This is a genomic window from bacterium, assembly GCA_012517375.1.
Classification (GTDB): domain Bacteria; phylum Hydrothermota; class Tepidihabitantia; order B3-TA06; family B3-TA06; genus JAAYVC01.
In genome coordinates this window covers 1-6,098 of the sequence record JAAYVC010000088.1, presented here as the reverse complement: position 1 = coordinate 6,098, position 6,098 = coordinate 1, and the positions used below count along the sequence as shown (strand labels likewise).

Genomic DNA, 6,098 nt, shown 5'->3' with positions numbered 1-6,098 from the left:
CACCCGGCTGAAGCCGACCTCTCCCGTTAGGAGAGGTTTTTCCTGCCCCCTCCCTTCGGGAGAGAGGAATCCATTGACACTATCTAAAAACCTCCAATCCTTTCATCCCACAAATCTGCTCCGCACGTTGCTCCCCAAGCGTCGTCATTTCATGTCGAGGGACCCCTCTTACTCGATGCTGAATGCATGCGCTTCCTGCGCTCGTCTGTGCTTCCAGCGCTCGTTCGGCCCATGCGGCTTCCAGCCGCTACTTTTGGGGAGTATTTGACCATAAAATGTGGCTACGAAGAGTTAATCCTGACTCGGTTCGGGGTCCCCAACGGGGTGCGAAGCAACCTGTTGGGGTAAATGATTCCTGACTTTAAGGAATAAATCCTGACCGACCGTCAAGATGACGGTTTGAAGTTTTCCCTCGGATTACTCTTAGATCCTTAAATTACTCAAAACAGTACCTTATATCTACCAAAGGGTCATATCGATGCTTCCGGAGTCAGAACCCCATTTTGAGGATGTGAAGGTGTAGGAACCCGTGAGGTGATTGCCGTTAAGGGCGCCGTCCAGATGCATTGTAAATCCAGTACCTGTGACGTTTAGGTCAAGTGTAATCGGACTCTTTGTCATGGTTCCGTGACCTTCGAAGTCTATGCGTTCGTTCTCGATAGTGATGGTTCCTTGGGCGTCTATTGCTTCTTCAACCTGCTTAAAATCGAAAGATAGAGGACCATCATATGTTGCGTCAACGCTGACATAGGTTCCTTTGAAGGTTCCTTCGGTCTTTATTACGAGGTCGGATGAGATGCAGGACGGTATCATCGCTATAAAACAAAACATAGCGATGCTTAGCCACGCTTTCCCATACTTTACAAAATGAGCAATGCGCATTTGCCCCTCTCTTGTTTGGTTTATTCGACTTTAAGTAAGCAAGAAAGGTGCCAGATAAGACAAAATCTAAGTCTCTGTTTAAAGGTCTATTAGAAAGAGGGAATATTGAGAAGGATTCAACGGATTGTACTTTTCTTGAACACATGTTATGAATTAGTGCAACTTGTCATTTAAAAGTGGCCGGGGCTTTCGCCCCGGCTTATTGAGCTGAACCCTATGTTGGAAATCTCAGTCCATTACGGGAAGATGCCTCTGCGGGTGTAGATGCGTTCAAGTGTTTGAAGAGCCGTAATATATGCTGCTGAACGCATGTCCTTACCGTATTTTTTTGCGTTTTCACGCACCCTTTTATAGGCATCAACAATCTTTCTTTCGAGTTTGCGCTGTATCTCATCGAGTTCCCAGAATTCGCTTCTTTTGTTCTGAAGCCATTCGAAATATGCAACTATCAAACCGCCTGTATTGGAGAGAATATCGGGGATTACGTCGATGCCTTTTTTGGCAAGTATCTCATCTCCTTCTTTGTCCGTAGGGCTGTCTGCACCTTCTACAATGAGCTTGACGGAAAGCATTGGGGCGGTGCTTGAGGTTATCTGATTTTCAAGGGCGGCAGGAATAAATATATCCGCCTTGGTTGAAAGGAACTCCTCGTGGGTTACGCGTTTTGCTCCAGGAAAGCCAGCAAGCTTTTTGTTAGTTACAGTGTGTTCTATAAGCCCTGAAGTATCAATACCTTCTGGATTTGTTATGGGACCTGAAGCATCTTCTACGGCAATTAGTTTTGCTCCTTCTTCTGCAAGAATCGATGCCGTCCAGGAACCAACGTTTCCAAATCCCTGGACCATGAAGGTTGCGTCCTTTAGTTGGAATCCTTTTTCTTTGGACCATTCTTTAATGGCGTATACTATCCCTTGACCGGCTGCTCTATCTCGGCCAGCAGTACCTGCCGAACGCAGGGGTTTTCCTGCAACAACGTGTATAGAACCGTTTCGGTTTTGCGGCCTGACCGTAGAAAGATACGTATCAAGAACCCAGGCCATTATTTGCGGATTTGTATTTATATCGGGTGATTGAACGTCGAAATCAGGACCGATATTCGTCCCGAGGGAGAAGGTAAAACGACGAGTAATGCGCTCGATCTCATCCTTTGAATAATCTCTTGGGTTGAACTGGATTCCTCCGGTTGCGCCGCCCATAGGGATGTCCAGTACAGCGGCTTTGAAGGTGGTTGTCATGGCCAAAGCCTTGATCTGGTCAAGCTCTATCCACGGATGAAATCTGATGCCGCCTGTATAAGGGCCCATCACGTCGCTATGCTGGACTCTGTAGCCGGTAAACATTTCTATCTCTGAATCGTCCATCTTTACCGGAAAGTTGAGTATTATCTCGTTTTTAGTTTCACGTATTATCTTCTTAATATCAGGATCGAGATTGATTATGGCGGCTGCTTTGTCCATTCTATCGAGTACGGTTTCCAGTAGTCCTGTCTGCGGCTTCACTTCGAACTCCTTGGACTCACGGGAAGATCCCGCGTTCCTTGTATACCGTCGCCAGATGAGAGAGAGCGACTATGTAGCAGGCGGTGCGCCAGTCTGTTCCGTATTCCTTGGCAGTATCACGTACACGCTGGTATGCGCTTACAAGTTTCTTATGTAGCTTGGAGTCTACTTCTTCAAGCTCCCAGAATTCGCTGCGCTTGTTCTGAAGCCATTCGAAGTAGCTGACCATTACGCCTCCGGCGTTGCACAAGACATCCGGTATTACTTGTATTCCCCTTTTATAGAGTATTGCATCACCTTCGGGATCGGTAGGTCCGTTTGCGCCCTCGGCGACTAGCTTAACATTTATTCTGGGTGCGGTTTCCGCGGTAATCTGGTTCTCAAGAGCGGCTGGTATGAAAATGTCGGCTTTGGTTGCAAGAAAGGCTTCATGATCTACAGGCTTCATCTTTGGGTATCCGCCTACCAGCCCTTTATTCTTTTTGGCATACTCGGTCAACTCGAGTGGGTCAATACCGTCCTGGTTAATGAAGGCGCCTGAGGCATCCTCCACGGCTATTAGCTTTGAACCGTGCGGAGCCAGCAATCTTGAAGCCCAGGAGCCTACGTTTCCAAAACCTTGAACGAAGTAGGTGGCGTCTTTGAGGTTGAAATTGTTGTCCTTGGCCCATTCTTCTATAGTGAACACTACGCCTTGTCCGGTAGCTTTATCGCGTCCAAGACTGCCGCCGGCTTCAATGGGTTTTCCTGTAACAACATGGATAGAGCGTTGTCTTTCGGTTGCAGGCATTGTTGAAAGATAAGTATCGAGTATCCATGCCATTATCTGGGGTGTCGTATTGACGTCAGGCGCAGGAATATCGTATTCTGGTCCTATGTTCGAACCTAGAGCGAACGTGAAGCGCCGGGTTATGCGCTCAAGCTCGCTTTGACTGTACTTTGATGGGTCAAGTTGAATCCCGCCCTTTGCACCGCCGAAGGGTATATTTACAATCGCCGATTTCCATGTCATCCAGGTCGCCAGAGCCCTGACTTCATTGATCTCAACAGCCGGGTGGAACCTTAATCCGCCTTTGTAAGGACCCAGCGCGTTGTTATGCTGCACTCTGTAGCCTGTAAACATCTCTATCCGGCCATCGTCCATTTTGACCGGAAAGTGAACGATGATCTCGTTTGTCGTTCTTGCAAGGATGCTGCGGATCTTGGGGTCAAGACCCATGAGATCCGCAGCTTTGTCGAATTGCCTGGTTACGTTATCGTAGACGCTTCTTTTCAGCTCTGTTGGTTTCTTATCAGTAGCGTTTGCAGTGAGAGTTGGCATTTTGTCCTCTATTCCTTATTCGTACTCCTCGCAACGCCACACCCCGCTTGCCGGCTTAGGAAAAGTGCATGTCGCATAATTTTCGCAGTTTTTGCACAGCCCCTTGATTTCGATTCTTTCTTCATCATTCGAAGCAACCGTTCTGGGTGCGACTGTAGTCTTCGGCATCTCATATCCTATAAATTCATCGCAATGCATGACTGGTTTTTCAACATTCCTGGGGAAGGTGCAGGATTCTGAGAGCGTGCACGTAGCACACAAGCCGCGATATTCGACTCTTACTGCAGCTTTTGTTGCTTTCTTTGTTTCGGTAATTACGTTTGACATCATTATCTCCATTTTTATTTTTATGATTCCGGTTATTTACTGGAATCACTCTTAACACAAGCAATGATCATGCCAGGTAATCGATGAGTTATCTGCAAACGCCGCTATAATCTTAAGTTTAATTAATATTAGACATACGCATCTAAAAAAGGGGTTTTGCGTTATAACCTGTCGAAAGGACAAATTATACAGGGGTGTGACAATAGAGGATTATTGTACCAGTGAGGAGAAATTACCCGATTATTCTTCTTTTGGATTCTACTCTTCTATCTTTTTTAGCTTTTCCCTGAGGGTTTTGCGGTCTATTCCGAGTATTTCTGAGGCTTTTGTTTTATTGCCGCCGACACTTGTAAGAACATTCTTTATGTATTCAGCCTCGACCTCTGCGAGCGTTCGGTTCAGGCCATAGTCCCTTAACGCCGAAAAACGCATGAGCGACGGCAAGTCCGAAACCTCAATAACATCGCCTTCGGTCATTACAATCAGCCGCTGGACGACGTTTTCAAGTTCTCTTACATTCCCTGGCCAGTGATAGTTTTTCAACACCTTCAAGGCATCGTCTGAAAAGTGCGGAACTTGTTTTTCGGATGCAACCGCGAATTTAGTTACGAAATGATTTATCAAAAGAAGAATATCATCCTCCCTTTTCCTCAAGGGAGGAATGTCGATGGTTATAACGTTCAACCGGTAGAACAAATCATCCCGGAAGAGTTGTTTCTTAACCAGTTCCGTGAGTTCCTTGTTAGTCGCGGCAATTATTCTGACGTCGACCCTTTGCGGTCTCCGCGAGCCCACCATGAATACTTCCTTATCCTGCAGCACCCTTAAAAGCTTGACCTGCATGCCGAGACTTGTTTCTGATATTTCATCTAAGAGAATAGTACCGCCGTCAGCGGTCTGAAAGAAACCCGCCCTTGTTGATGATGCCCCGCTGAAAGCGCCTTTCAAGTAGCCGAAGAGTTCCGATTCCAGAAGCTCCTGCGGTATTGCTCCGCAGTTAACGGGCACGAAAGGAGCAGAAGCCCTGTCGCTCGTGTAGTGTATCGCTCTGGCTACGAGTTCCTTTCCGGTACCGCTTTCTCCGGTTATCAAGACCGTCGCTCTTGTTTCTGCGCATTTTTGTATTGCGTCAAAAACCTTAAGCATCCCTTGGGATTCTCCTATGATTCCGTGCCTTTGGGGCTTGACATTTGTGGTTTGCGCGGCACGCCGGATCTTCAATTTTTCAAGAGATCGCTCTATAGCACTGAAAAGCTCTTCGTCGGTGAAAGGTTTTGCGAGATATTCATCCGCACCTATTTTAACGGCTTCAACTGCACCTTCTACTGTGGCATATCCTGTAATCATCATTACTTCAGTGTTTTTGAGATTTTCCCTCACGTGTCTGACAAGGTCAAGACCGCTTACACCAGGCATCTTAAGGTCGGTTACTACGAGGTCCACTTCGGTATCTTCGAGTATCGCAAGCGCTTCGGAAACGCTTTGAGCTGTGAAGACCAGATAACCCTTGGATGAGAGATTTCTCTGCAGAACTTCTATCGTGTCTCTGGCGTCATCTACTACCAGTATTTTCTTGTCTTCAGTTGTCGACATCTTTGTCATTCTCCTTTTTTTCAGTGCATCCTTGTAGTTCTCTTTGCTCAGATAACGGTAATGATATTGTAAATCTCGATCCCTTTCCGGCTTCGCTTTCAACACTTACGAAACCTCCGTGAGAGGTCACGATTCCGTGAACGACCGCGAGACCAAGGCCGGTTCCCTGCCCAACGTCTTTAGTAGTAAAGAAAGGCAGGAATATCTGCTTCATTATCTCCTTGCTCATGCCTATCCCGGTGTCCTCTACGGAGAGAGAAAGAATGTTCCCATCGGCATGAGTTGATATTGTAAGCGTTCCGCCTCCAGGCATTGCCTGAATTGCGTTGACTATAAGATTTACAAGCGCCTGGTGCAGTTGAGCGGGGTCGGCAATTATTACAGGCAGGCGCGCATCAAGATTGCGGACAAGTTCTATGCCTTCCTTGGCGCATCTTGATTCAAGAAAGAAGATGCCTTCCGTAACGACTTTGTTT

General features: G+C 46.9%; 6 protein-coding genes. All 6 read right to left on the bottom strand.

The features are described 5' to 3' along the window. Nucleotides 1-459 precede the first annotated feature (459 nt). Complete coding sequence (locus GX441_09245) at nt 460-882, bottom strand: hypothetical protein (GenBank protein NLI98824.1); 423 nt, start codon at nt 880-882, stop codon at nt 460-462. A 236-nt stretch (nt 883-1,118) separates the two neighbouring features. After that, entirely contained in the window at nt 1,119-2,339 is a 1,221-nt protein-coding gene (locus GX441_09240; GenBank protein NLI98823.1) for a Glu/Leu/Phe/Val dehydrogenase, read from the bottom strand. Nucleotides 2,340-2,397: 58 nt separating this feature from the next. Next, the gene (locus GX441_09235; GenBank protein NLI98822.1) at nt 2,398-3,702 is read right to left on the bottom strand and encodes a Glu/Leu/Phe/Val dehydrogenase; all 1,305 of its coding nucleotides are present in this window, start codon (nt 3,700-3,702) and stop codon (nt 2,398-2,400) included. A 15-nt stretch (nt 3,703-3,717) separates the two neighbouring features. Next, nucleotides 3,718-4,032 carry a hypothetical protein gene (locus tag GX441_09230; protein NLI98821.1) on the bottom strand — a complete coding sequence of 105 codons (315 nt, stop codon included), beginning with the start codon at nt 4,030-4,032 and terminating at the stop codon, nt 3,718-3,720. Nucleotides 4,033-4,287: 255 nt separating this feature from the next. Continuing rightward, nucleotides 4,288-5,631, bottom strand: a complete 1,344-nt coding sequence (locus GX441_09225) for a sigma-54-dependent Fis family transcriptional regulator (GenBank protein NLI98820.1) — start codon at nt 5,629-5,631, stop codon at nt 4,288-4,290. Next, a partial coding sequence (locus tag GX441_09220) for a PAS domain-containing sensor histidine kinase (protein ID NLI98819.1) occupies nt 5,609-6,098 on the bottom strand: 490 nt, incomplete at its 5' end. The genes GX441_09220 and GX441_09225, both read right to left, overlap by 23 nt.